At 33.4% G+C, this 23,800-nt stretch carries 37 protein-coding genes and 1 pseudogene; 2 read left to right on the top strand and 36 right to left on the bottom strand.

The window, feature by feature from the left end; translation table 11 throughout:
• Positions 1-75 precede the first annotated feature (75 nt).
• Positions 76-1,736, bottom strand: a pseudogene (argS, locus tag AC3ATN_RS00560) (arginine--tRNA ligase); the annotation flags it as partial.
• A 45-nt stretch (positions 1,737-1,781) separates the two neighbouring features.
• On the opposite strand from argS, the gene AC3ATN_RS00555 reads away from it, so the two are divergent.
• Positions 1,782-2,204: a hypothetical protein gene (locus tag AC3ATN_RS00555; protein WP_487531245.1), complete on the top strand. Its 423-nt coding sequence runs from the start codon at positions 1,782-1,784 to the stop codon at positions 2,202-2,204.
• Here AC3ATN_RS00555 and AC3ATN_RS00550 read toward each other — a convergent pair.
• From AC3ATN_RS00550 to rpsL, 35 genes are all read right to left on the bottom strand, one after another.
• A complete protein-coding gene (locus tag AC3ATN_RS00550) occupies positions 2,194-3,471 on the bottom strand; it encodes a citrate synthase (protein ID WP_487531243.1) in 1,278 nt (425 codons plus the stop codon). The genes AC3ATN_RS00555 and AC3ATN_RS00550 overlap by 11 nt on opposite strands.
• A gap of 32 nt (positions 3,472-3,503) precedes the next feature.
• Positions 3,504-4,796 carry a phosphopyruvate hydratase gene (eno, locus tag AC3ATN_RS00545; protein WP_487531242.1) on the bottom strand — a complete coding sequence of 431 codons (1,293 nt, stop codon included), beginning with the start codon at positions 4,794-4,796 and terminating at the stop codon, positions 3,504-3,506.
• Between the two features lie 2 nt (positions 4,797-4,798).
• On the bottom strand, positions 4,799-5,908 hold the full coding sequence (gene carA, locus AC3ATN_RS00540) for a glutamine-hydrolyzing carbamoyl-phosphate synthase small subunit (protein WP_487531240.1): 1,110 nt from the start codon (positions 5,906-5,908) through the stop codon (positions 4,799-4,801).
• An 83-nt stretch (positions 5,909-5,991) separates the two neighbouring features.
• The gene (rplQ, locus tag AC3ATN_RS00535; protein ID WP_487531239.1) at positions 5,992-6,480 is read right to left on the bottom strand and encodes a 50S ribosomal protein L17; all 489 of its coding nucleotides are present in this window, start codon (positions 6,478-6,480) and stop codon (positions 5,992-5,994) included.
• A 24-nt stretch (positions 6,481-6,504) separates the two neighbouring features.
• Positions 6,505-7,497 (bottom strand): DNA-directed RNA polymerase subunit alpha, encoded by a 993-nt coding sequence (locus AC3ATN_RS00530; protein WP_487531238.1) that lies wholly within the window; start codon positions 7,495-7,497, stop codon positions 6,505-6,507.
• A 17-nt stretch (positions 7,498-7,514) separates the two neighbouring features.
• Positions 7,515-8,120: a 30S ribosomal protein S4 gene (gene rpsD, locus AC3ATN_RS00525; RefSeq protein WP_487531237.1), complete on the bottom strand. Its 606-nt coding sequence runs from the start codon at positions 8,118-8,120 to the stop codon at positions 7,515-7,517.
• Between the two features lie 76 nt (positions 8,121-8,196).
• On the bottom strand, positions 8,197-8,580 hold the full coding sequence (rpsK, locus tag AC3ATN_RS00520) for a 30S ribosomal protein S11 (RefSeq protein WP_487531236.1): 384 nt from the start codon (positions 8,578-8,580) through the stop codon (positions 8,197-8,199).
• Between the two features lie 9 nt (positions 8,581-8,589).
• The gene (gene rpsM / locus AC3ATN_RS00515) at positions 8,590-8,964 is read right to left on the bottom strand and encodes a 30S ribosomal protein S13 (RefSeq protein WP_487531235.1); all 375 of its coding nucleotides are present in this window, start codon (positions 8,962-8,964) and stop codon (positions 8,590-8,592) included.
• Positions 8,965-8,967: 3 nt separating this feature from the next.
• Positions 8,968-9,084 (bottom strand): type B 50S ribosomal protein L36, encoded by a 117-nt coding sequence (gene ykgO / locus AC3ATN_RS00510; RefSeq protein WP_487531234.1) that lies wholly within the window; start codon positions 9,082-9,084, stop codon positions 8,968-8,970.
• Positions 9,085-9,098: 14 nt separating this feature from the next.
• Positions 9,099-9,314 carry a translation initiation factor IF-1 gene (gene infA / locus AC3ATN_RS00505; RefSeq protein WP_487531233.1) on the bottom strand — a complete coding sequence of 72 codons (216 nt, stop codon included), beginning with the start codon at positions 9,312-9,314 and terminating at the stop codon, positions 9,099-9,101.
• 2 nt (positions 9,315-9,316) lie between these two features.
• Positions 9,317-10,675 carry a preprotein translocase subunit SecY gene (gene secY, locus AC3ATN_RS00500; RefSeq protein ID WP_487531232.1) on the bottom strand — a complete coding sequence of 453 codons (1,359 nt, stop codon included), beginning with the start codon at positions 10,673-10,675 and terminating at the stop codon, positions 9,317-9,319.
• A gap of 1 nt (position 10,676) precedes the next feature.
• Positions 10,677-11,132: a 50S ribosomal protein L15 gene (gene rplO, locus AC3ATN_RS00495; RefSeq protein ID WP_487531231.1), complete on the bottom strand. Its 456-nt coding sequence runs from the start codon at positions 11,130-11,132 to the stop codon at positions 10,677-10,679.
• Between the two features lie 12 nt (positions 11,133-11,144).
• Positions 11,145-11,324 carry a 50S ribosomal protein L30 gene (rpmD, locus tag AC3ATN_RS00490; protein ID WP_487531230.1) on the bottom strand — a complete coding sequence of 60 codons (180 nt, stop codon included), beginning with the start codon at positions 11,322-11,324 and terminating at the stop codon, positions 11,145-11,147.
• Between the two features lie 9 nt (positions 11,325-11,333).
• Positions 11,334-11,858, bottom strand: coding sequence for a 30S ribosomal protein S5 (gene rpsE, locus AC3ATN_RS00485; protein WP_487531229.1), 525 nt, complete (start codon positions 11,856-11,858; stop codon positions 11,334-11,336).
• A 12-nt stretch (positions 11,859-11,870) separates the two neighbouring features.
• On the bottom strand, positions 11,871-12,221 hold the full coding sequence (rplR, locus tag AC3ATN_RS00480) for a 50S ribosomal protein L18 (RefSeq protein WP_487531228.1): 351 nt from the start codon (positions 12,219-12,221) through the stop codon (positions 11,871-11,873).
• Positions 12,222-12,230: 9 nt separating this feature from the next.
• Positions 12,231-12,773, bottom strand: coding sequence for a 50S ribosomal protein L6 (gene rplF / locus AC3ATN_RS00475; RefSeq protein ID WP_487531227.1), 543 nt, complete (start codon positions 12,771-12,773; stop codon positions 12,231-12,233).
• A 20-nt stretch (positions 12,774-12,793) separates the two neighbouring features.
• Positions 12,794-13,195, bottom strand: a complete 402-nt coding sequence (gene rpsH / locus AC3ATN_RS00470) for a 30S ribosomal protein S8 (protein WP_487531226.1) — start codon at positions 13,193-13,195, stop codon at positions 12,794-12,796.
• An 11-nt stretch (positions 13,196-13,206) separates the two neighbouring features.
• On the bottom strand, positions 13,207-13,476 hold the full coding sequence (gene rpsN, locus AC3ATN_RS00465; RefSeq protein WP_487531225.1) for a 30S ribosomal protein S14: 270 nt from the start codon (positions 13,474-13,476) through the stop codon (positions 13,207-13,209).
• A 1-nt stretch (position 13,477) separates the two neighbouring features.
• Complete coding sequence (gene rplE / locus AC3ATN_RS00460; protein WP_487531224.1) at positions 13,478-14,029, bottom strand: 50S ribosomal protein L5; 552 nt, start codon at positions 14,027-14,029, stop codon at positions 13,478-13,480.
• Between the two features lie 2 nt (positions 14,030-14,031).
• The gene (rplX, locus tag AC3ATN_RS00455) at positions 14,032-14,343 is read right to left on the bottom strand and encodes a 50S ribosomal protein L24 (RefSeq protein WP_487531223.1); all 312 of its coding nucleotides are present in this window, start codon (positions 14,341-14,343) and stop codon (positions 14,032-14,034) included.
• A gap of 9 nt (positions 14,344-14,352) precedes the next feature.
• Positions 14,353-14,721, bottom strand: coding sequence for a 50S ribosomal protein L14 (rplN, locus tag AC3ATN_RS00450; protein WP_487531222.1), 369 nt, complete (start codon positions 14,719-14,721; stop codon positions 14,353-14,355).
• Position 14,722: 1 nt separating this feature from the next.
• Entirely contained in the window at positions 14,723-14,980 is a 258-nt protein-coding gene (gene rpsQ, locus AC3ATN_RS00445) for a 30S ribosomal protein S17 (protein ID WP_487531221.1), read from the bottom strand.
• A gap of 20 nt (positions 14,981-15,000) precedes the next feature.
• The gene (gene rpmC, locus AC3ATN_RS00440; RefSeq protein WP_487531220.1) at positions 15,001-15,186 is read right to left on the bottom strand and encodes a 50S ribosomal protein L29; all 186 of its coding nucleotides are present in this window, start codon (positions 15,184-15,186) and stop codon (positions 15,001-15,003) included.
• A 2-nt stretch (positions 15,187-15,188) separates the two neighbouring features.
• Positions 15,189-15,617: a 50S ribosomal protein L16 gene (gene rplP, locus AC3ATN_RS00435; protein WP_487531218.1), complete on the bottom strand. Its 429-nt coding sequence runs from the start codon at positions 15,615-15,617 to the stop codon at positions 15,189-15,191.
• A gap of 17 nt (positions 15,618-15,634) precedes the next feature.
• The gene (gene rpsC, locus AC3ATN_RS00430; RefSeq protein WP_487531216.1) at positions 15,635-16,363 is read right to left on the bottom strand and encodes a 30S ribosomal protein S3; all 729 of its coding nucleotides are present in this window, start codon (positions 16,361-16,363) and stop codon (positions 15,635-15,637) included.
• A gap of 3 nt (positions 16,364-16,366) precedes the next feature.
• Entirely contained in the window at positions 16,367-16,771 is a 405-nt protein-coding gene (rplV, locus tag AC3ATN_RS00425) for a 50S ribosomal protein L22 (protein ID WP_487531215.1), read from the bottom strand.
• A 3-nt stretch (positions 16,772-16,774) separates the two neighbouring features.
• The gene (gene rpsS / locus AC3ATN_RS00420; protein WP_487531213.1) at positions 16,775-17,053 is read right to left on the bottom strand and encodes a 30S ribosomal protein S19; all 279 of its coding nucleotides are present in this window, start codon (positions 17,051-17,053) and stop codon (positions 16,775-16,777) included.
• Between the two features lie 3 nt (positions 17,054-17,056).
• A complete protein-coding gene (gene rplB / locus AC3ATN_RS00415) occupies positions 17,057-17,881 on the bottom strand; it encodes a 50S ribosomal protein L2 (RefSeq protein ID WP_487531212.1) in 825 nt (274 codons plus the stop codon).
• Between the two features lie 10 nt (positions 17,882-17,891).
• A complete protein-coding gene (gene rplW / locus AC3ATN_RS00410) occupies positions 17,892-18,182 on the bottom strand; it encodes a 50S ribosomal protein L23 (RefSeq protein ID WP_487531211.1) in 291 nt (96 codons plus the stop codon).
• Between the two features lie 4 nt (positions 18,183-18,186).
• A complete protein-coding gene (gene rplD, locus AC3ATN_RS00405; RefSeq protein ID WP_487531277.1) occupies positions 18,187-18,819 on the bottom strand; it encodes a 50S ribosomal protein L4 in 633 nt (210 codons plus the stop codon).
• Complete coding sequence (gene rplC, locus AC3ATN_RS00400; RefSeq protein ID WP_487531210.1) at positions 18,819-19,436, bottom strand: 50S ribosomal protein L3; 618 nt, start codon at positions 19,434-19,436, stop codon at positions 18,819-18,821. Before rplC ends, rplD begins: the two co-directional genes overlap by 1 nt.
• A 19-nt stretch (positions 19,437-19,455) precedes the next feature.
• Positions 19,456-19,761, bottom strand: coding sequence for a 30S ribosomal protein S10 (gene rpsJ, locus AC3ATN_RS00395; protein WP_487531208.1), 306 nt, complete (start codon positions 19,759-19,761; stop codon positions 19,456-19,458).
• A gap of 11 nt (positions 19,762-19,772) precedes the next feature.
• Complete coding sequence (gene fusA / locus AC3ATN_RS00390; protein ID WP_487531207.1) at positions 19,773-21,899, bottom strand: elongation factor G; 2,127 nt, start codon at positions 21,897-21,899, stop codon at positions 19,773-19,775.
• Between the two features lie 21 nt (positions 21,900-21,920).
• Positions 21,921-22,400, bottom strand: a complete 480-nt coding sequence (gene rpsG, locus AC3ATN_RS00385; RefSeq protein ID WP_487531206.1) for a 30S ribosomal protein S7 — start codon at positions 22,398-22,400, stop codon at positions 21,921-21,923.
• Positions 22,401-22,421: 21 nt separating this feature from the next.
• On the bottom strand, positions 22,422-22,796 hold the full coding sequence (gene rpsL, locus AC3ATN_RS00380; protein ID WP_487531205.1) for a 30S ribosomal protein S12: 375 nt from the start codon (positions 22,794-22,796) through the stop codon (positions 22,422-22,424).
• Between the two features lie 252 nt (positions 22,797-23,048).
• Between rpsL and AC3ATN_RS00375 the strand changes: the two genes are divergently transcribed.
• On the top strand, positions 23,049-23,792 hold the full coding sequence (locus AC3ATN_RS00375) for a hypothetical protein (protein ID WP_487531203.1): 744 nt from the start codon (positions 23,049-23,051) through the stop codon (positions 23,790-23,792).
• The last annotated feature ends 8 nt before the right edge of the window (positions 23,793-23,800 follow it).

Below are 23,800 nucleotides of genomic sequence, written 5' to 3'. Positions count from 1 at the left end.
GTTAGATCTTGAAAAAGATTTCGATATTGATTTTGATGCTACGCCAGGGTATGTCAATGTTGCTGACAGGAAAAAGGAAGAGAAGAAATGATAAGTATTTAAACATAATTAGCAATTAATGATGGACTATAAGTAAGTCCTGCTTGCTTAACGACATCTGGATATATTATTAATTGTTTTAATATATTCTTCTCTCTAAAGTTAATTTCCATTTCAACATCCTTATTCCAATTAAATTTACCTGAACTTCGCAAAATTGACTGAATTCTGGCATAAGCATATTGGATAAATGGACCAGTATTTCCATTAAAATCGAATGATGCCTTTGGATCAAATAAAATTCTTTTTTTTGGATCTACTTTAAGAATAAAGTACTTTAAAGCTCCCAAACCTATCTGACTAAAAAGCTTTTTAGGATTTTCAATTCCCTCAATTTTTCCATGTTCTTCTGATATTTTCTTCGCAGAATTATACATAGTATTGATCAAATCATCAGCATCAACAACAGTCCCTTCTCTACTTTTCATTTTTCCAGTTGGAAGATCAACCATTCCATAACTTAAATGAAAGAGATTATTTGACCAATTATAACCAAGTTTTTTTAAAATTAAAAAAAGTACTTTAAAGTGATAATCCTGTTCATTCCCAACAGTATATACAACTCCACTGATTTTAGGGTAGTCCAAAAGACGCTGAAAAGCGGTACCTAAATCTTGAGTCATGTAAACTGAAGTTCCATCTGATCTTAAGAGTAATTTCTCATCTAATCCATCAGACTTTAAGTCTACCCATATAGATCCATCTTTTTTTGGGTAAAAGACTCCTTTTGAAATTCCTTCATTAATTATTTTTTTTCCTAGAAGATAAGTATCACTCTCAAAATAATTGAAATCAAAATTGACCCCTAGTTTTTTGTATGTTGTTTCAAAACCATCGTAAACCCATTTATTCATTCTACTCCAAAGCTCTTTAACATCCTTATCGTCAGCTTCCCATTTTCTTAAAAATTCTTGAGATTGTAAGAAAATTGGTGCATTTTCTTTAGCATATGCTTGTGTTTTACCCTCATTAATTAATGATTTAACTTGATCATTATACTCCTTATTATAAAGAATATAAAATTTACCAACAAAATGATCACCCTTCATTTTTTTATCAGATGGTGTTTTATTTTCGCCAAAAAGCTTCCATGCAATCATTGATTTACAAATATGAATACCTCTATCATTTATTATTTGAGTTTTTAGAATTTTTTTACCATTTGCTTTAAGAATTTGAGAAACAGAATATCCAAGTAAATTATTCCTAATATGCCCTAGGTGAAGTGGTTTGTTTGTATTAGGGGAAGAGTATTCAATCATTATTAATTCAGAATCATTTGTTGACTCGATATGACCAAATTTTAAATTATTTTTTTCTTTATATAAAAAAGTGGTGTAATATGACGAATGTAGAGATAGATTTAAAAAACCACTAACAATATTAAAATCTTTGACAATATTTAATTTTGATTTAAGCTCGGAGCCAATAGATTCCCCTAATTGATTTGGATTTGTTTTCAGTCGATTTAATAAAGGGAAAAGCACCAAAGTAATGTCTCCTTCGAAATCTTTTTTTGTAGCCTGAAATTCAAAACTCTTGACAGAAATATCATAAGTTGTATTTATAAATTTTTCAACGATTTGGCCTATTTTTTTTTCCATATCTAAAATATGAGTAAATATAATTAAACTCATTTTATTGATCGCACGCATGCCAATAAAGTACTATCTTTATTTACGATGTTAGTTAATTTATCATACAAAGACCTTAAAATAAAAAATAAGGTTGACTCGGCTGTGGGGCCTCCTTTTTCATTAACAGAAAGGTTTATGAAAAAGGGCGTAGGTTCTCCAAGGTTATTAATTGAGGAAACATCAATAGATATTCACAATTTATTAGTCTTAGATCAAAATTTAAATTATTGTAATATTGAGATGCGACCGTATGGAATAATAATCAGGTTTAGAAGTTTATTGGAAACTTTTGGCTTGGTCATTCCTTACTATAAATTGAATATTTATAAAGGTAAATCAAAGCAATACTCATTATACATTGACAGTACGTTTATTAAAATTGATGCCTCTAAAAAAGAAATACATCTTTTTTTAAAAAAAATTATAAACGATAAAATAAAGCTTATTTCAGAAAGACCTAATCCTTAGATGTAATTTTTCTTGAAATACTTCCATTGTAAATTTGACGGGGACGACCAATAGGTTCCTTGTTTAGCCTCATTTCTTTCCATTGCGCGATCCACCCAGGCAATCTTCCAAGCGCAAACATCACAGTAAACATTTCAGTTGGTATATCTAGAGCTCTATAGATGATTCCTGAATAAAAATCAACATTAGGATATAATTTTCTATCAACGAAATATTTATCGTTTAAAGCTTCATGTTCTAGTTTTTTGGCAATATCAAGAATAGGATCTACTATACCAAGATCCTTTAAAACATCATCAGCAGTTTTTTTAATAATTTTTGCTCGCGGATCAAAGTTTTTATAAACCCTATGACCAAAACCCATTAGACGAAATGGATGATTTTTATCTTTGGCCTTTATCATAAATTTACTTGTGTCTCCTCCATCTCTTTTTATCAGCTCTAACATTTCAATAACTGCTTGATTTGCTCCTCCATGAAGTCTACCCCACAAAGCAGAGATACCAGCGGAAATAGATGCGAATAGTCCAGCTTCAGATGAGCCAACTATCCTCACAGTAGATGTAGAACAGTTTTGTTCATGATCTGCGTGTAAGATTAAAAGTTTATTAAGTGCGGATGATATTACTGGATTATTTTGATATTGCTCGTTTGGCTTGCTAAACATCATCTGAGCTAGATTTTCAACATAAGGAAGAGAATTATCCGAATAATTTAAAGGTAAACCTTTAACTTTTCTATGTACCCATGCAGTAATTACTGAAAATTTGGCAATTAGCTGGACAATGGCTTGATACATTTTTTCTTCAGAATTAACATCAACAGATCCAGGGTTAAATGAAATAAGTGCTGAAGTTAATGAGGCTAGGACTCCCATAGGATGAGCACCGTGAGGAAAACTCTTTAAAATACTAGTAATATCTTCATGAACTAAGCATTCTTTTTTTATGTCCTTTTCAAATTTTTTGATTTCAATTGATGATGGCATTTCTCCAAAAATTAACAAATAGGAAACTTCAATAAAACTCGAATTATTTGCTAGTTCCTCTATATCATAACCTCTATATCTTAAAATTCCATTTTCTCCATCCAGATAAGTTATCTCACTAAGACAAGATCCTGTGTTTTTATAACCAGGATCTAAAGTTATAAGTCCTGTTTCTTGTCGTAATTTTTTTATATCAATTCCTATTTCTCCTTCTGAACCTTTTACAAGAGGAAATTCATAGTCTTTATTTTTGTAATTAAATCTTATATTTTTTTCCATTATTTATAGTACTTTAAATTTAAAAACCAGTCCTAAATATCTATTTTAAAAGCTTTAGAACCTGGATAATATGCTTTTTTTCCTAATTCCTCCTCTATTCTAAGAAGTTGATTATATTTTGACATTCTATCGCTTCTTGATGCTGATCCAGTCTTAATTTGACCAGTAGACAAAGCTACTGCAAGATCTGCAATAGTATTATCCTCTGTTTCCCCTGATCGATGGGACATTACTGATGTTAGTCCAGAATCGTGAGCCATATTAACAGCAGCTATTGTTTCGGTTAGGGTTCCAATTTGATTTACTTTTATCAGTATAGAATTGGCATAATACCCATCAATTCCCCTTTTTAATCTTTTAACATTAGTAACAAATAAATCATCACCCACTATTTGAATATTATTTCCAATCATTTCTGTTAAATATTTCCAACCATCCCAATCATTTTCATCCATTCCATCTTCGATAGAAATTATAGGATATTTGTGAGCTAATTCCGATAAATATTCAGCTTGCTCTGCTGAGTTTCTAATTTTAGCATCTTTACCTTCAAAGATTTGATAATTATATTTGCCATCTTCATAAAACTCTGAAGAAGCACAATCCAAAGCAATTTTTACATCTAGGCCTGGATTATAACCCGACTTATTTATAGCTGAAATTATAGTATCAAGCGCATCCTCAGTCCCTTGAAGTTTGGGAGCAAAACCTCCCTCATCACCAACTGCAGTACTAAGGTTTCTTGATTTTAGTACTTTTTTTAAATTGTGAAATATTTCAGTTCCAATTTGTAAAGCATGAGAAAAGTTTTTTGCTCCAATTGGTATAATCATAAACTCCTGAAAAGCAATGGGAGCATCAGAATGTGAACCACCATTTATAATATTCATCATAGGAACAGGTAAAGTTTTAGCGTTTTCTCCTCCAATATATCTATACAAGGAAAATCCAGATTCTTTAGCTGCAGCTTTAGCAACTGCTAAAGAAACTCCTAGAATTGAATTTGCTCCTAGGTTTGATTTGTTTTCAGTTCCATCAAGATCTATCATAAGTTGATCAATTTCCTCCTGACCATAAACAGATAATCCGATAATTTTTGATGAGATAGTTTGATTAATAATATCAACTGCTTTTTTAACACCTTTACCCATATAATCCGATCCACCATCTCGTAATTCAACAGCCTCATGCTCACCAGTTGAAGCACCTGAAGGAACAGACGCTCTTCCTATACTTCCATTTTGCGTAATTACATCGACCTCAACTGTAGGATTACCTCTAGAATCAAAAATTTGTCTTGCAATAACTTTATCAATTTTACTCATAATTATGATTTAAAATTTTTTATTAGTTTGATGAAATCATCAAACAAATAATTTGAATCGTTTGGGCCTGGAGCAGCTTCTGGATGATACTGAACCGAAAAACAATTTTTAGATTTAATCCTTATACCAGCAACAGTTTGATCGTTCAGATGCGAGTGCGTTATAATGATGTTCTTATTTGATTCTGCTGCTGCTCTTTTTATAGCAAAACCGTGATTTTGAGATGTTATCTCACCTTTTCCTGTTTCGTGATTAATAACAGGGTGATTTATACCTCTGTGGCCATTAAACATTTTATAGGTAGGAACTCCATTTGCTAAAGCAATAATCTGGTGGCCTAAACAAATTCCAAAGAGAGGAAAGTTGTTTTTAATAATCTCTTTTGCAAGATTTTGAGCCTGTATTAATGGTTTAGGATCTCCTGGTCCATTTGAAATAAAATATCCATCAGGGTTCCATTCAGAAAGAATTTCAAAAGACGAGTTGAACGGAAAAACCTTTACATAAACATCTCTTTTAATTAAGTGGTTTAATATGTTTTTTTTAACGCCTAAGTCTAGTGCTGAAACTTTAAATTTCGCATCTGGATTTCCAACAAAATAAGGTTTTTTGGTTGAAACTTTAGATGCCAATTCCAAACCATCCATATTAGGAAGATTTTGCAATTCGATTATTAGATCATCTATACTATCTAACTTTGTGGTTATTAATGAGTTCATAGCACCATTATCTCTTATATAACTAACCAAAGCTCGGGTATCAACGTCACAAATACCAACAATTTTGTTATCCTTAAAATAAGTGAGCAGATCTGATTCGGCAGAAGGTCTAGTTTGGGTAAAACTAAAATTTTTACAGATTAGTCCTGAAATTTTAATATTATCAGATTGTGCATCATTATTTAAAACTCCATAATTTCCAGTATGAGCATTTGTTGCAACAATTATTTGTCCGAAGTAGGAAGGGTCTGTAAATATTTCCTGATAACCAGTCATACCTGTATTAAAACAAATCTCACCGAAACCTGTTCCGTCTAACCCTATAGATTTTCCAAAAAATTTAGTACCATCAGCTAGGACAACAACTGCTTTCTTTAAGGCTTTGTATTTCATATATTTTATTTAACAAAATAAAAAAAAAAAAGGATAATCTAAAATGATTATCCTTTTCAATTGTAACACTAGAAAAGGTTAATTTAATTACCTTCTTTAGTAGATGAATCATTTTTATTAGAATCGATATTAACAGAAGATGATTCAGTCGATTTCTTAGACTTTCTTCTTCTTGTTGTCTTTTTCTTAACTTCAGAATTACTTGAGTATATATCATTAAAGTCAACAAACTCTATAAGAGCCATGTCAGCATTATCACCTAAACGATTTCCCATCCTAATTACCCTAGTATAACCACCTGGGCGATCCCCTACTTTATCAGATACAACTCCGAATAACTCTGTGACAGAATCCTTACTTCTCAATTCGCTAAAAGCAAGTCTTCGATTATGGGTTGTATCATCTTTTGCTTTAGTAATAATTGGTTCAATAAAAATCTTTAGAGCTTTAGCCTTTGTGACTGTTGTGTTTATTGATTTGTGCTCTATGAGAGAACAAGCCATATTTGAAAGCATGGACTTACGATGGGCTTTTTTTCGGCCTAAATGCATTACTTTTTTTCCGTGTCTCATAATGTTTTATATAAAAAATGTAGATTAATCCTTATCTAATTTATACTTTGAAAGATCCATACCAAAAGAAAGACCTTTTAAAATTACTAGTTCCTCTAATTCAGTCAGAGATTTTTTACCAAAATTTCGAAACTTCATTAAATCATTTTTATTGAAAGATACTAAATCGCCAAGAGTATCAACCTCAGCAGCCTTTAGGCAGTTAAGTGCTCTAACAGATAAATCCATATCAATAAGTTTAGTTTTCAAAAGCTGACGCATATGAAGGGATTCTTCATCATAAGTTTCAGTTTGAGCGATTTCATCGGCTTCAAGTGTAATTCTTTCATCTGAAAATAACAAAAAGTGATGAATTAAAGTTTTTGCAGCCTCAGTAAGTGCATCTTTTGGATTTATAGAACCATCAGTAATAATTTCAAATACTAATTTTTCATAATCAGTTTTTTGTTCTACTCTAAAATTCTCAATAGTGTATTTAACATTTTTAACTGGAGTGTAAATTGAATCGATAGCAATTACCCCTAAGTCCGCAGATGAATTCTTATTTTCTTCTGCAGGAACGTATCCACGTCCTTTCTCAATAGATAATTCCATGTTTAGTTGAACACCTTTTTCAAGATTACAAATAACATGTTCGGGATTTAAAACTTGAAAACCTGAAATAAATTTTTGAAAATCAGCAGCTTTTAATTGGTCCTGACCTGCAATATTAATAGTAACTTTTTCGTCATCAACATCATCAATCTGACGTTTAAATCGAACTTGTTTTAGATTTAAAATGATATCTGTAACGTCTTCAACAATTCCTTGAATTGTTGAAAATTCATGATCAACACCCTCAATTTTTACCGAGGTAATTGCAAATCCTTCAAGAGATGATAGAAGTACTCTTCTAAGTGCGTTTCCTACTGTTAAACCATAACCTGGTTCAAGTGGACGAAACTCAAATTTACCTTCAAAATCTGAAGAATTTATCATGACAACTTTATCGGGTTTTTGAAAATTTAATATAGCCATAGTTATTACTTATTTTTTTATTTTGAATATAGTTCTACTATCAATTGTTCTTTTATATTTTCAGGTATTTGAAGACGCTGAGGAATTGTTACAAATGTACCCTGAAGGGTATCTCTGTTCCAAGTCAACCATTCATATACACTTGAGTTATTATCTAAAGAATTAATTATGATCTGTAATGATTTTGATTTTTCTCTTACTCCTATAACATCGCCAGGTTTGAGCTGATAAGACGGTATATTTACAATATTATCATTAACGGTGATATGTCTATGTGATACGAGTTGGCGTGCACCACTTCGAGAAGGAGATAAACCTAAACGAAAAACAGTGTTATCCAAACGAGATTCACACAACTGAAGTAAAACTTCACCAGTTACACCCTTAGATCTATTAGCTTTTTCAAATAAATTTTTAAATTGTCTCTCTAAAATCCCGTAGGAGTACTTTGCTTTTTGTTTCTCCATTAATTGGACAGCGTATTCAGACTTTTTACCACGTCTACGGTTATTACCATGTTGACCTGGTGGATAATTTCTTTTTTCAAAAGATTTATCTTCACCAAAAATAGCCTCACCGAATTTTCTAGCTATTTTAGTTTTTGGACCAGTATATCTTGCCATTTCTTAGTATTTAAGCATTTGTAAGTTATGAATTAAGGTCTTATCCTTCGATAACATTACAAACACGATTAATATATTAGACGCGCCTTCTTTTAGGTGGACGACATCCGTTATGAGGTAATGGAGTAACATCAACAATTTCTGTTACTTCAATACCGTTATTGTGAAGGGTTCGAATAGCAGATTCTCTTCCATTACCTGGACCCTTAACGTATACTTTAATTTTTCTTAAACCAGCTTCTTGGGCTACTTTAGCACAATCTTCTGCAGCTGTTTGAGCTGCGTAGGGGGTGTTTTTTTTTGATCCTCTAAAGCCCATTTTACCAGCTGATGACCATGAAATAACTTCGCCTTTTAGATTTGTGAGAGATATAATTATGTTATTGAAAGAGGCATTTATATGAGCTTCACCCGTAGCCTCTACAATGACTTTTCTCTTTTTACTTGTTGTTTTTGCCATTGTTAAATATTATTTAGTTACTTTCTTTTTATTTGCAACAGTCTTTCTTTTACCTTTTCTTGTTCGAGAATTATTTTTGGTCCTTTGACCTCTTAAAGGAAGACCAGATCGATGACGAATACCCCTGTAACAACCTATATCCATTAATCTTTTGATATTAAGCTGAGTCTCTGATCTTAATTCACCTTCGATCTTAAAACTTGAAACAGAATCACGTATACGCCCTGTTTCTTCATCTGTCCAGTCCTGAACTTTTGTATCCTGACTTACTTTTGCCTGTAATAATATTTTAGCAGCTCTACTGCGTCCAACACCATATATATAAGTAAGTGATATAACTCCTCTTTTTTGTTTTGGAATATCAACTCCTGAAATTCTTGCCATAATTTATCCTTGTCTTTGTTTGAATCGAGGATTCTTTTTGTTAATAACATATAAAGTACCTTTTCTTCTTACAATTTTGCAATCGGCACTTCTTTTCTTAATAGACGCTCTTGTTTTCATAAAATAACTATTTATTAAAATCTATACGTAATTCTTGCTTTTGATAAGTCATATGGACTCATTTCTAATTTTACTTTATCACCGGGTAAAAGCTTAATATAATGTAATCTCATTTTACCTGAAATATGGGCAGTGACAACATGACCGTTCTCTAATTCAACCCTAAACATTGCATTTGACAATGCTTCTATAATATTACCCTCCTGTTCTATTGATGCCTGCTTAGCCATAATTATATTGTTGGAGTTATTGTTCTACGGTTTTTCCCTGTTTTCATTAGTCCATCATAATGACGATTTAATAAATACGAATTGATCTGTTGAATCGTATCTATCGCAACACCAACCATAATTAACAGTGATGTCCCTCCATAAAACAACGCCCATCCTTGCTGCATTCCTATTAACTTTACAACAACGGCAGGAAAAACTGCAATTGCTGCTAGAAATAGAGAACCCGGGAAAGTTATATGAGACATAACTGTGTCTAAATAATTTGATGTTTCAATTCCGGGCTTGATACCGGGGACAAAACCACCACTTCTTTTTAAATCATCAGACATTTTATTAGTAGGAACAGTTATTGCAGTATAGAAGAAAGTAAATATTACTATCAACAAACCAAATAAAATATTATACCATAAACCAAAAATATCTGAAAATTCAGCCTGCATCCAAAGTCCTATATCCGAATCACCTAAAAAGCTTCCTAAATAGACTGGAGCAAACATAAGGGCTTGAGCAAAAATAATTGGCATTACACCAGAGGCATTTAGCTTGAGAGGTATGTATTGTCTTGAACCAGCTATATTTTGTTGGGACGTCCCACTAGTAGTTCTTCTAGCATACTGAACTGGTATTTGACGAACAGCCATTACTAAAAGTATTGAAAATAAAATAATTACTATCCATAAAACAAGCTCAATTAGAACAAGCATGAGACCTCCATTATTTTCACTGACTCTTGAGATAAATTCTTGAGTAAAAGAAAGTGGAAGATTTGCAATAATTCCAACCATTATTAATAATGAGATCCCATTACCAATTCCTTTATCAGTTATTTTTTCACCCAGCCACATTGCAAAAATAGTTCCAGTAACAAGAATTGTTACTGATGTGAAAATAAATAACGGACCTCTCCCTAGGATAAAAGCACTATCAGGAACACCTAAAGCACTTAAACCAAATAAGTATGCTGGCGCTTGAACAACACAAATAGCAATTGTCAACCACCTTGTAATTTGATTAATTGTTTTACGACCACTTTCGCCTTCTTTTTGAAGCTTTTGAAGGTAGGGAATTGCAATACCCATTAACTGTACAACAATTGAAGCCGAAATATAGGGCATAATACCTAATGCAAATACAGAAGCATTAGCAAAAGCTCCTCCAGTAAACGCATTTAAAATTCCCAAAAGCCCACCAGCATCTGATTTTTGAGCTAAGGATGCAAGCTGAACCGAGTCTATTCCGGGAATAACGATTTGAGCACCCAAACGATAGACCAATAATAAAAACAAGGTGACTCCGATACGCTTTCGAAGCTCATCTATGTTATATATATTTATTATGGTTTCTAAAAACTTTTTCATACTATTCAATACTTATAATTTCACCACCTACCTTTTCAATCGCTGCTTTTGCAGTAGCAGTGAATTTATGAGCTGAAACCTTTATTGAAGATTTAATTTCTCCTCTTCCTAATATCTTTATGAGATCATTTTTTTTCGCTAAACGCATGGAAACAATATGATCGATAGTAAGGTCTCCTTTTATTTTTTTTAAATCGATTAGTTCTTGAATGGTATCAATATTAATACCGGTATATTCTTTACGATTTATATTCTTAAATCCAAATTTTGGGACTCGTCTTTGTAATGGCATCTGACCACCTTCAAATCCTAGTTTCTTTGAATATCCAGAACGTGATTTGGCACCTTTATGACCTCTTGCGGCGGTCCCACCTTTTCCCGAACCTTGACCTCTTCCGAGTCTTTTGCTATTCTTGTGGGTTGAACCACTTGCAGGCTGTAAATTACTTAAACTCATTTTTTTTTATTTTTAAGCTTCAACAACTGAAACCAAATGTTCTATTTTTTTAACCATTCCTAAAATACTCGGAGTAGCATTGTGAATAACCTCTTTACCAATACCTCTTAAACCAAGAGCTTCTAGAGTTCTTTTTTGAGATTTAATTCTTTTAATACTACTTTTTACTTGTTTAACTTTTATTTTTTCCATTTAAATAAATTAACCATTAAATACTTTATCGATAGATACTCCTCTTTGGTGAGCAATCGTTTCGGGGCTTCTTAGTTGAAGTAAAGCATCAAAAGTTGCCTTTACAACATTGTGTGGATTAGAAGATCCTTGGGATTTTGAAAGAACGTTATGAACACCAACTGCTTCTAAAACCGCTCTTACAGCACCTCCTGCAATTACTCCAGTACCTTCAGACGCCGGTTTTAAAAAAACTCTAGCCCCACCATATTTACCTTTTTGTTCATGAGGTAAAGTGCCTTTTTGAATCGGAATTCTAACTAGGTTTTTCTTGGCATCTTCAATAGCTTTTGATATTGCTTCAGCTACTTCTTTAGACTTACCTAAACCTTGTCCTAATACACCATTTTCGTCACCTACTACAACAATAGCAGAAAACCCAAACGCCCTTCCACCTTTAGTTACCTTTGTTACACGTTGAACACCAACTAGACGATCTTTTAGATCTAAGCCTGCAGGTTTAACATATTCGATATTACTATAATTTTGATACATATATTTAATCAATTAAAATTTAAGACCTGCTTCACGAGCTCCATCAGCAAGAGATTTTACCCTTCCGTGATATAAGTAACCTCCGCGATCAAACTTGACAGCATTAATACCCACTGCTATTGAACGTTCCGCAATCAATTTACCAACCATTGCTGAATTTTCAATTCTTGATGAACCGGCAACATCTTTTTCTCTTGAAGAAGCAGTTGCAAGAGTCATACCATTTTTATCATCAATCAGTTGAGCATAGATTTCTTTATTACTTCTAAAAATAGCTAATCTGGGTTGTGTTGAACTACCTGATATAGTTTTTCTAATTCTTTTTCGGATTCTATCTCTACGTTGTGTCTTTGTTAGTGCCATATTATAAAATTATGCTGATTTACCTGCTTTTCTTCTAATTTCTTCTCCCACAAATCGAATACCTTTTCCTTTATAAGGTTCAGGTTTTCTAAATGATCTAATTTTAGCAGCTACAAAACCAATTAATTGTTTGTCATATGAAGTGAGTTTAATTAATGGGTTTTTCCCTTTTTCTGAAATTGTTTCAACTTTAACTTCGGAAGCAATATTTAATACAATGTTGTGCGAATAACCAAGAGCTAAATCAAGAAGCTGCCCCTGATTTGATGCTCTGTAACCAACACCAACCAATTCTAATTCTTTTATGAATCCCTTAGATACTCCTTCAATCATATTATTGACTAAAGCTCGATAAAGACCGTGTTTTGCATTAGAATCTTTTGTTTTAAGTGGATTTATAACATTTATAACTCCATCATTATATATAAAGTTTACATCAGAATAAATCTGAGACAACTCACCAAGTTTACCTTTTACGGTTATTAGTGCATCTTGGATGTCAACAATAACTCCTTCGGGTACTACTATTGGATTATTACCTATTCTAGACATTTCTTTTCAATTTCCTATTATTAATATACATAGCAAAGCACTTCGCCTCCTACATTTTGTTTTTCTGCTTGTTTTCCAGTCATTAAGCCGCTCGAGGTAGAAATAATTGAAATCCCTAATCCATTCAAAACTCTTGGAAGGCTGTCACTACCGGAGTATTTACGAAGTCCTGGAGTGCTAATTCTTTGCAACTGTTTGATCACAGGATCTTTAGTGTTTAAATCGTATTTTAGTGCGATCTTTATATTTCCTTGATTATTTTTTGTTTCCTCAAACTTATAACTCAGAATAAAACCTTGATCAAATAGGATTTTAGTCATTTCCTGTTTTGTGTTGGATGATGGTATATCTACTACTCGGTGCCCAGCACTGTTTGCGTTACGAATTCGAGTTAAATAATCTGCAATTGGATCTGTATTCATATCTTTTTTTTTTACCAGCTAGCTTTAGTTACACCGGGAATTAAACCTTGATTAGCCATTTCTCTGAAAGTGACACGTGAAAGTCCAAACTGTCGAATGTAACCTTTTGGACGTCCAGTAAGCTTACATCGATTGTGAAGACGAACAGGGGAGGCGTTTTTTGGAAGTTTTTGAAGTCCTTCATAATCTCCCGCGTCCTTTAGAGCTTTGCGCTTAGCGGAATATTTTGCGACTATTTTAGCTCTTTTAACTTCGCGAGCTTTCATTGATTCTTTTGCCATATTAATTCTTTTTAAAAGGAAGACCTAACTCATTTAACAATGATTTTGCTTCTTTGTCTGTATTTGCATTGGTGACAAATGTAATATCCATTCCACCTATTTTATTCACTTTATCAATATTAATTTCAGGAAAAATAATTTGTTCTGTAACCCCAAGATTATAATTTCCTCGACCATCAAAACCAGTAGACTTTACACCTTGAAAATCTCTAACTCGAGGTAAAGCGACGGTTACGAGTCTATCTAAAAACTCATACATTCTTTCTCCACGAAGTGTCACCTTAGTCCCTATGGGCATACCTTTTCTTAACTTAAAGGAGGCTACATCTTTTTTAGATAAGGTTGGAACAGCTTTTTGTCCAGAAATTTGTGTTAGCTCATCAACAGCATAGTCAATTAGCTTTTTATCCGATACAGCTGCACCTACTCCTTTACTTATAACAATTTTGTCAAGCCTCGGGACTTGCATTATATTTGAATAACTATACTCTTCTTTCAAGGAGTTAATTATTTTCTCGTTATATTCTTTTTTAAGTCTAGGTTGATAGTCCATAATTATAAAACTTCATTTGATTTTTTTGAATAGCGAACCTTTTTACCGTCTTCGGTTCGATAGCCAATTCTAGTTATATTACCATCAGTGTTAAGTATTGAGAGATTTGAGATATGAATTGGAGATTCTTTCTCAACTATACCACCTTGAGGACTTTGAGCGCTAGGCTTAGTATGTTTTTTCACTAGATTAACTCCCTCAACAATAACTCTGTTGGACTCAGAAATAATTTTAACAACTTTTCCATCGCTACCTTTTTGAGCACCAGCAATTACTTTTACGTTATCTCCTTTTCTTATTTTAAATTTTTTCATTATATAAATTTATAACACCTCCGGTGCTAATGAAACAATTTTCATAAACTGTTTATCTCTTAATTCTCTCGCTACAGGACCAAAAACTCGAGTTCCTCTCATTTCACCAGTTTCATTTAAAAGCACACATGCATTATCATCGAAACGAATATATGATCCATCTGCACGTCTAATTTCTTTTGTAGTTCTAACTACAACAGCAGTAGAAACTTGTCCTTTTTTTACTGTTCCTGACGGTGTAGCATCTTTTACAGTAATAACAATTTTATCACCAACAGAAGCGTAGCGTCTTTTAGTACCTCCCAAAACTCTAATAGTTAGTACTTCTTTTGCTCCCGTATTGTCAGCAACCTTTAATCTTGATTCTTGTTGTAACATTTTATTTTGCTCTTTCTATTATCTCAACCAACCTCCAGTTTTTTGACTTACTCAAGGGGCGAGTTTCCATTATTTTGACCGTATCACCGATATTACAATCATTTGTTTCATCATGTGCAGTATACTTTTTAGTCTTTAAAACATATTTACCATACATTGGATGTTTAGTTCTTTTTACTTCAGCAACAACAATAGATTTCTCCATTTTATTACTGGTAACAGTACCAATTCGTTCTTTTCTTAGGTTTCTACTTTCCATAATAATTGTTACTTATAGGTTTATTTTTTTGCACTTTTAGCTGTTAATAAACGTGATATTGTTCTTCGTACATCTCGAATCTGAATTGGATTTTCAAGTGGCGAAATTGAATGAGTCATTTTGAGTTCATTTAATTTTTTTTTAAACTCCTCTAACTTATCGTTAATATCATCTGCCGAAAATTTTTCTACTTCTGATTGTTTCATCGTTATTCATTTATGGTTTGATAGTCCCGAGCGATAATAAATTTAGTACGAACTGGAAGCTTTTGGGCTGCAAGCCTGAGGGCTTCTTTTGCAATATCTAAGGAAACACCTGCTACCTCAAACATTATTCGACCTGGTTTTACAACAGCTACAAAATATTCTGGAGCTCCTTTACCTTTTCCCATCCTAACTTCTAATGGTTTCTTTGTTATTGGCTTATCTGGAAATATTTTAATCCACAATTGACCTTCACGTTTCATATGGCGGGTAGCAGCAATCCTAGCTGCTTCAATTTGCCTTGATGTTATAAAATGAGAATCATTAGATTTAATACCAAACATACCGTTTGACAATTGATTACCTCTTTGAGAAAGACCTTTCATCCTTCCCTTTTGTGCCTTCCGAAATTTTGTTCTTTTAGGTTGTAACATATTCCCTACAATTCAAATTATTTTCTTCCGCGGCGCTGTTGACGACCCCCAGATTTATTGTTATTTTTTGAGTTTAATCCTGACTTTTTTTGCATTCCAACAAGAGGGGATAATTCTCTTTTGCCGTAAACTTCTCCCTTCATAATCCATACTTTGACTCCCAAACGACCATATGTAGTATGTGCTTCAACTAAAGCATAATCAATATCTGCTCTAAAAGTTGATAGTGGGATACGACCTTCTTTGTATGACTCACTTCTTGCCATTTCTGCACCATTTAAACGTCCAGAAATTTGAACTTTAATTCCTTCAGCATTCATCCTTATGGAGGAGGCTATGGACATTTTAATTGCACGACGGTATGAAATACGATTTTCTATTTGACGAGCAATACTTGAAGCAACAAGCTTTGCATCAAGTTCTGGTCTTTTGATTTCATGGATGTTGATTTGCACATCTTTATCAGTAATTTTCTTAAGCTCTTCCTTTAACTTATCAACTTCGGACCCTGCTTTGCCAATGATAATTCCTGGACGAGCAGTTGTTATAGTAATTGTAATTAATTTTAGAGTTCTTTCAATAATAACGTTTGAAACACTAGCCTTAACTAATCGAACAAAAATATATTTTCGGATTTTATCATCCTCGGCTAGTTTATCTCCATAATCCCTACCACCATACCAATTCGAGTCCCAACCTCTTATAATTCCTAATCGATTTCCAATAGGATTTGTTTTTTGTCCCATAATTTAGTCTTCAATATTATTTGCACCCAAAACGAGTGTTACATGATTTGATCTTTTTCTGATTCGATGAGCACGACCTTGAGGAGCAGGACGAAGACGTTTTAGCATACTTCCACTATCAACCTTAATTTCTTTGACAAAAAGCTCAGCATTTTCAACATCACCTTCTTCATTCTTAGCTTGCCAATTTGATATTGCAGAAAGTAAAAGTTTTTCTAATCTTCGAGATGCTTCTTTAGGGCTAAATTTCAAAATAGATAAAGCCTTATCTATTTTTTCCCCTCTTACCTGATCCGCCACTAACCTCATTTTTCGTGGAGAGGTTGGACAATTGTTTAATTTTGCAAATGCAAGATTTTTCTTACTTTCTTGTATGAGTTCAGCGCTCTGCTTTTTTCTATTTCCCATATACTATCTTTTTCCTTTATTTTTAGCACCTGCATGTCCTCTAAACGAACGTGTTGGTGAAAATTCTCCTAATTTATGACCTACCATATTCTCTGTAATATATACAGGAATGTGGGTTTTTCCATTGTGAACACCTATTGTCTGACCAACAAAATCAGGGGTAATTAAGGATGCTCTAGACCATGTTTTGATAACAGTTTTCTTATTATCTTCAATGTTTTTGCCAATCTTAGCATTTAAGCTGTGATGAACAAAAGGACCTTTTTTAAGTGAACGTGCCATATCTTATTTTTTTCTTCGCTCAATGATGAACTTATTACTTGCTTTTGTTTTAGTACGTGTACGAAATCCTTTTGCAGGTATTCCATTTCTTGAACGAGGGTGGCCACCCGAAGCACGTCCTTCTCCACCTCCCATTGGGTGATCAACAGGATTCATTGCGACTGGTCTAGTTCTAGGGCGACGACCTAACCATCTTGAACGCCCAGCTTTACCTGAAACCAACAATTGATGATCAGAATTAGACACTGCTCCAATTGTTGCAAAACATATTATTTGAATAAGTCTAGTTTCACCGGAAGGCATTTTAATAGTAGCAAACTTACCATCTCTAGCCATTAACTGCGCAAAGGAACCAGCGCTTCTTGCAATAACAGCTCCCTTCTCAGGTTGAAGTTCAATACATGAAATTATTGTTCCAAGTGGAATTTTTGAAAGTGGTAAAGCGTTTCCTATATCTGGAGATGATTTATCACCTGAGGAGACTGTTTGTCCCACTTTTAATCCATTTTGTGCAATTATATACCTTTTTTCACCGTCTTTATATTCTACAAGAGCAATGAAAGAACTTCTATTTGGATCATACTCAATGGATTGAACAGTGGCACTGATATCAAATTTATTTCTTTTGAAATCAATAATTCTATAACGTTTTTTGTGACCACCTCCACGATGACGAATAGTCATTTTACCTTTGTTGTTTCTACCCCCACTTCGCTTTTTTGGTTCCAATAAAGTTTTTTCAGGTTTATCAGTAGTAATTGCATCAAAGCCATTTACTACTCTAAATCTTTGGGCGGGCGTTACTGGTTTTAATTTTCTAACTGACATCTATGTGTTATTATAAATTACTATAAAAATCAATTACATCACCGTCTGCTAAATGAACAATAGCTTTTTTTAATGCATTAGTTTTGGCTTGTTGAATACCGGTCTTAGTATGTTTTGTTTTTCGTTCGGGGCCATAGTTCATAGTTCGAACTTTCTTAACACTAACACCATATGATTTTTCAATTTCTTTTTTTATCACAACTTTATTAGCTTTTGGGTCAACAAGAAAAGTATAACGATTATTTAGTTCGCTATCAGATGTTGCTTTTTCAGTGATAATTGGTTTAATTATAATGTTCATATACCTAAACTTTATTCAAAATTAATTCTAATTCGACAATAGCACTTTCAGATAAAACCAAGTTTGACGAATTAGATATCTTGTAAGTATTTAATTCTGAGTTGGTTACGACTTCAGAGTTTTTTAAATTGCGCGATGACAAATATACATTTTTATTTTGCTCTCCTAGTACCAGTAAGGATTTTTTATCATCCAGGTTTAGTGCTTTTAAAACGTTTAGATAAGAAGAAGTTTTTGGCTCAGAAAACTCGAAGTCTTCTAAAACAATAATTGCTTTTTCTTTAGCCATGATACTGAGCGCAGATTTTCTAGCTAAACGCTTAACTTTCTTATTTACCTTTTGGCTATAATCCCTTGGCGAAGGACCAAAAACTCTCCCTCCCCCCCTAAATAATGGATTTTTAATACTACCAGCTCTCGCAGTTCCTGTTCCTTTTTGTTTCTTAATTTTTCTAGTTGAACCAACAATTTCAGCACGCTCTTTTGACTTATGCGTCCCTTGTCGCTTGTTTGCTAAATGTTGTTTAACATCTAAGTAAATAGCATGATTATTTGGTTCTAATCCGAAAACTGAAGGATCAAGCTTTACTTTTCTTCCAGTCTCTTTTCCTTTTATATTTAGAATAGCTATTTCCATCATTTACTTATTATTACGTATGAGTTTTTGTGACCTGGAACACATCCTTTTACAACAAGAATATTTTTTTCTGAAACAACTTTAACAACACGAAGATTTTGAACTTTAACAGATTCATTACCTGTTTGACCAGCCATTCGCATACCTTTAAATACTCTAGCTGGGTATGAAGCCGCACCAATAGAACCCGGTGCACGAAGACGGTTATGCTGACCGTGAGTAGCTTGTCCTACTCCAGCAAATCCATGTCTTTTAACTACTCCTTGAAAACCTTTTCCTTTAGACGTTCCAGAAACATCCACAAATTCTCCCTCGACAAAATGATTCACATTTATTTGGTCACCCAATTTAAAATCTTCACTAAAATTTTGAAATTCAATAAGTTTTCGCTTGACAGGAGTATTAGCTTTCTTAAAATGCCCAATAGCTGCATTTGAACTGTTCTTTTCAGACTTGTCATCGAAACCTAACTGAAGAGCTTCATACCCATCAATATCTTTAGTTCTGACTTGGGTAACCACACAAGGACCAGCTTCTATAACTGTACATGGAATATTCTTTCCATTTACATCGTATAAAGATGTCATTCCTATTTTTTTTCCGATTAATCCAGACATGATTACTTTTGTTATTTAATTATACTTTAATTTCTACTTCAACACCGCTAGGCAATTCCAATTTCATTAACGCATCAATTGTTTTGGAAGATGAGCTGTAAATATCTAATAAACGCTTGTAGTAGCAAAGTTTAAATTGCTCACGAGATGTTTTGTTTACGTGTGGCGATCGCAATACAGTGAATATTTTTTTATTTGTAGGGAGTGGGATAGGCCCAGTAACTACAGCACCAGTTGTTTTTACTGTCTTTACGATTTTATCAGCAGATTTATCTACTAAATTGTGATCGTAGGATTTTAATTTTATTCTAATTTTTTGACTCATCGATCGTTTAATTAAACATTTTTACCTTTTACTTCAGCAATTACAGCTTCAGATATATTTGATGGTGTTTCTGCATAATGAGAAAATTCCATAGTTGATGTAGCTCTTCCTGATGAAAGAGTCCTTAGTGATGTGACGTAACCAAACATTTCAGATAAGGGAACCTCAGCTTTCACAACTTTTGCACCTGCTCTATCGTCCATAGCATTGACTTGACCACGTCTACGATTTAAATCCCCAACAATATCTCCCATATTAATTTCTGGAGTAAGAACTTCTAACTTCATAATTGGCTCCATTATAACAGCTTTAGCAGCTTTAGCAGAATTTTTAAAACCTAACTTAGCTGCTAGTTCAAAAGAAAGTGAATCTGAATCAACGGCATGAAAAGATCCATCTTTCAAAGTTACTTTCATTGAATCAACTTCAAAGCCAGCTAAAGGACCGTTGTTCATTGACATTTTAAATCCTTTTTCAACAGAAGGGATATACTCTTTAGGCACGTTACCTCCTTTTATGAGGTTAACAAATTCAAGTCCTGACTTACCATCTTCAGCAGGCTCAATCTCAAAAACAATATCAGCAAATTTACCTCTACCTCCAGATTGTTTTTTATAAATTTCTCTGTGTTGTGCCTTAATAGTCAAAGCTTCTTTATACTCAACTTGAGGCTTACCTTGATTAACTTCAACTTTAAACTCTCTTCTAAGTCTATCAACTATAATATCAAGATGAAGTTCTCCCATCCCAGATATAATTGTTTGACCAGAAGCCTCATCAGATTTAACTTGGAAGGTAGGATCTTCTTCAGCTAACTTAGCTAAAGACATACCTAATTTATCAACATCTGCTTTCGTTTTTGGCTCAACAGCAATTCCAATTACTGGATCAGGAAAATCCATACTTTCTAATACGATAGGATGTTTTTCTACAGTAAGCGTATCACCAGTTTTAATATCTTTAAACCCAACTGCAGCTCCGATATCTCCAGCTTCAATAAAGTCGATAGCATTCTGTTTATTTGAGTGCATTTGGTAAATACGTGATATCCTTTCCTTGTTACCAGATCTATTGTTTAAAACGTAAGAACCCGCATCAAGTCTACCTGAATAAGCTCGAAAAAATGCTAAACGACCAACGTATGGGTCAGTTGCAATTTTGAATGCAAGAGCGGCGAAAGGCTCTTTTACACTCGGCTTTCTTGAAATTTCTAATTCTGTATTTGGATCTGTACCGATTATAGCTTCTTTATCTTCAGGAGATGGTAAGTAACGACAAACAGCATCTAGCAGGAATTGAACTCCTTTATTTTTAAAAGAGGAACCACAAATCATTGGGATAATACTAATATCCTGTGTAGCTGCTCTTAGGGCATTATGAACTTCATCCTCAGTAATACTTTCAGGATCATCAAAAAATTTCTCAAGTAAAACTTCATCGTATTCAGCGACCGCTTCAATTAATTGGTTGCGTAGCATTTCGGACTCTTCTTTTAAGTCAGCTGGAATATCAACAACATCAAAGGTTGATCCATAATTGTCATCGTGCCATACTATCGCCCTATTTTTAACTAAATCTACAATACCTTTAAAATCATCTTCATCTCCTATATTTAATACAATAGGGACAGCATTTGACTTAAGCATATCTTTAACCTGCTTACAAACTCCTAAAAAATTGGAACCTTGACGGTCCATTTTATTAACAAATCCTATACGAGGAACTTTATAGTTGTCTGCTAAACGCCAATTAGTTTCAGATTGGGGTTCAACTCCATCTACAGCTGAAAAAAGAAAAACAAGACCATCAAGAACCCTCAGTGATCTGTTAACTTCAACTGTGAAATCAACGTGACCAGGAGTATCGATTATATTAAAATGATAATCATTGGCATCGGACTCGGGTTGACCTTGCTCGGAAGGAAAAGACCATGTACATGTAGTTGCGGCTGAAGTAATAGTTATACCCCGCTCTTGCTCCTGTTCCATCCAATCCATCGTAGCAGCACCATCATGAACCTCACCAATTTTGTGACTTACCCCTGTGTAAAAAAGTATTCGTTCTGTGGTTGTGGTTTTACCTGCATCGATATGAGCAGCTATTCCTATATTTCTTGTATATTTTAAATCTCTTGACATTTTAAATAATATTTAAATAAATTAGAATCTAAAATGTGAGAATGCCTTATTAGCTTCAGCCATTTTGTGAGTATCTACTCTTTTTTTAACAGCGGATCCTTCTTCTTTTTCAGCGGCAATACATTCATTAGCTAGTCTAAGTGCCATTGATTTTTCATTGCGCTTACGAGCTGCAGTAATTAACCATTTCATGGCTAAAGAGACCTTTCTGTCTGCACGTATCTGCATTGGAATTTGGAATGTTGCTCCACCCACTCTTCTACTTCTTACTTCTACATGAGGCATGACGTTTGACAGTGCATCTTTCCATATTTCAACGGCAGTTTTTTCAACATCCTCTTGCTTTCTCTCGTCAATTATATTAATCGCATCATAAAAAATGGTATACGCTGTGGACTTTTTTCCATCCCACATGAGGTTGTTAACAAACCTTGTAACCAGTTGATCCTTAAACTTTGGATCTGGCAATAATGGACGTTTTTTTGCTTCTCTTTTTCTCATTGTAAATAGTTCAAGAAATTTTTATTTTTTTGGTCGTTTAGCCCCATATTTTGATCTCCTTTGAAGGCGGCCTTCAACTCCCGCCGTATCGAGGGCTCCGCGGACTATATGATAGCGAACTCCTGGCAAATCTTTTACCCTTCCACCTCGAACTAAAACAATAGAGTGTTCTTGAAGATTATGACCTTCTCCAGGGATATAGGCATTTACCTCTTTCCCGTTTGTTAATCGAACACGAGCAACTTTTCTCATGGCTGAGTTCGGTTTTTTTGGAGTGGTAGTATATACTCTTGTACATACCCCCCGGCGTTGTGGACATGATTCCAAAGAAGCGGATTTACTCTTCTTTGTATTTGTCACTCTTCCTTTTCTTACTAATTGTGCAATAGTTGGCATAAATGTATATCAATTTTTATTATTGAAATCCCCTTTTTGGGCGTGCAAATGTAGAATTTTTTTTTTGTCTTTCAAATCCATAAACGGTGTTTTTTAAAAAAAAATGATATTTAGTGGTTAATTACAACCAGTGTTTTCAATAATTTTTATTTTATATTAAAAAAACGAAAAAGTTATATTGTTGATTTAACAATATTTGTAAGAAGATCTTTCAATTTAATTTTTTAAATTTACATTCTTAAAAATCCTATCATGGTAAAACATTTTATTGCATCATTATTTTTGATTTTGTCTAGCAACTATTTATCTTCTCAAGCTACACCTAACCCATCAATGGGACCTGCAGGTGTATTTGATAGAACAGATTCCAGAATGATGGATGCAATGAGAGATTTAAAAAATCGTAGAGCCAGAAAAGCTGCACCGCCCACAGGAGTAAAAGGATCCTACTATTTTAATGAAAAATTTCAGCTATCAACAGTAATATATTTTGATGAAATACTTAAAGACAAAGCTTTCCTTAGATATAATGCTGCGAATGATGAAATTGAAATGGGAAACAACGTCAATCAAAAAGATGCAGAAGAAGTCCTTTTAAAAAGTGCAAAAGTAAATGCAATAATTGATAACGAAGAATACAAACTTTTACCTCATCGACTAAAAGAAAGTAATTATCCTGTAATTGGTTATTTAGTTGTCTTGGTCGATAATGAAAAATATTCGTTATTTCTTAAACGTAAAAAAGTTTTCATGAAAGCAGTCGAAGCAAGAACATCCCTAGACAGGTCTTTTCCTCCTAGATTTGTAGACGATGTTTCATATTACTTCAGTTCAAATGAAAATACACCCATTCCATTGAGAGTAAGTAAATCCAATCTTCGTAAAATCTCTGAGGAAAATGGATCTAAAGTTAAAAATTTCATAAAGGAAAATAATATTAAAATTAAATCTTCAGAAGGTTTAATTAAGGTATTTAACTTCATGAATTCCTTGTAAATCAATCA

It is taken from the genome of Candidatus Marivariicella sp., assembly GCF_983056325.1.
Note: the sequence above shows the minus strand (reverse complement) of the source record. Positions and strands in the feature narration are given on the sequence as shown.